At 61.0% G+C, this 1,731-nt stretch carries 1 protein-coding gene and 1 pseudogene; both read right to left on the bottom strand.

The genetic code is table 11. The annotated features are described in order from the left end of the window. Positions 1–388, bottom strand: a pseudogene (locus tag EN906_RS33120) (repressor LexA); the annotation flags it as partial. A 408-nt stretch (positions 389–796) separates the two neighbouring features. Continuing rightward, positions 797–1,731, bottom strand: a 935-nt coding sequence (kynU, locus tag EN906_RS33115; RefSeq protein WP_127375721.1) for a kynureninase, incomplete at its 5' end; no start/stop codon positions are given.

Raw genomic sequence — 1,731 nt, 5'->3', positions numbered from 1 at the left:
TACGGCCCATGACCGGTATCGACACGGCGGAGACCGCATCGTCATCATTGCCGGGCGAGGGCATCCGCGAAGGCGCCGGCTTGATCTGCCGGCCAAGGGCACCACCCTGACCGAGACTGCCCTGGATGACGCTTGGCGAAAACTTCTTTGCCGCGTTGAGGCCGGGCGCGATCGAGTCCGGCAATCGCAGCACTTCCAGCGCGCGTGCCCGGTTGGGCAACCGGCGAATAAAGCCGCGCTCCTCAAGTGCGGTGATCAGCCGATGAATCCCGGATTTGGAGGCAAGGTCGAGCGCCTCCTTCATCTCGTCGAAGGATGGCGGAATGCCGCTCTCCTTCAGGCGTTCATGGATGAACATCAGCAGTTCATGTTGCTTGCGTGTCAGCATGGCGGCCCCCAGATTACCTGAAACCAGAATCGAAAAACAAACCCAGAACAAACACTATCTGTTCCAGTTGTGTTCTGCAACCGTTTAAAGTTTAATGAATTTGTTAAGGCTGCTGAAATTATTTGGGCTTGCCAGCGGGTCGCGATCGACAGGCGCCAACCACGGCAATGCGCCTGCTCACATTGAAACCATTATGGTTAATGACCTGTGGCTCATCCTCGACCCAAGGCTTGGCATCATCTGCCGATCGACCTCCACAAGGGACGCTATCAATCTTCGGGACGTTCGTTTGCCGTGAACGAAACGGAGCCAAAACGCCAACGTCTGTTGGCATTTGTGGCTGGAATCAGCCCTCCGTCATCTGCCGGGCAGTGAGGGCGGCGACGGCAAATCGCGGGGATCGTTGCGTCAGGTAACGGCTTCCTTGACGGCGAAACGCTGGTCCTTCCATGCGCCCGTGCGCAGAATGTCTTCTAGCACTTGAACCGCCAGCCACACATCCTTGTAGCCGATATAGAGGGGCGTGAAGCCGAAACGGATGGTCGATGGCGCGCGAAAATCACCGATGACGCCGCGCTCGATCAGCGCCCGCATGATTTGATAGCCGTGATCGTGAAGGAACGACACCTGGCTGCCGCGCCTGGTCGCGTCGCGGGTGGTCTCCAGCGTGAGGCCATAGGCGCCGCACTTTGCTTCGACGAGCTGGATGAACAGTTCCGTCAGCGCGACGCTCTTTTTTCGCAATGCCGCCATGTCGACGTCGTTCCAGATGGCAAGCGCGCCTTTGAGCGCCCGCATCGACAGGACCGGCTGGGTGCCGCACAGAAAGCGGCGGATACCGGTGCCGGCAACATACCCCCGTTCGAAGGCAAAGGGCCGCGCATGGCCCCACCAGCCGCTGAGCGGCTGGCTGATATCGCCGTGATGGCGCTGCGCGGCATAGATGAAGGCCGGTGCGCCCGGACCGCCGTTGAGGTACTTGTAAGTGCAGCCGATGGCGAAATCGGCATTTGCGTGATCGAGCTCGACGGGCAGGGCGCCGGCGGTGTGGCATAGATCCCAGACGATCAGCGCTCCGGCCGCATGAGCCTTGCGCGTCAGCGCCGCCATGTCGCGCAGTTCACCCGATTTGTAGTTGACGTGGTTGACCAGCACCACCGCGACGTTTTCGTTGATCAGCTCTTCGATAGTGGGCGCGTCGACGCCCGCGAGGCGCAGCAGGACGCCGTCCCGTGTCGAGGCCACGCCTTCGGCGATGTACAGGTCGGTGGGGAAACTGTCACCCTCGGCGACGATGACCGACCGGCCCGGCCGAATCTCCAGCGCCGCATGCAGCACCTTGT

It is taken from the genome of Mesorhizobium sp. M7A.F.Ca.CA.004.06.1.1 (assembly GCF_003999135.1).
Lineage (GTDB): Bacteria > Pseudomonadota > Alphaproteobacteria > Rhizobiales > Rhizobiaceae > Mesorhizobium.
This window is presented reverse-complemented; position numbering and strand designations above follow the sequence as displayed.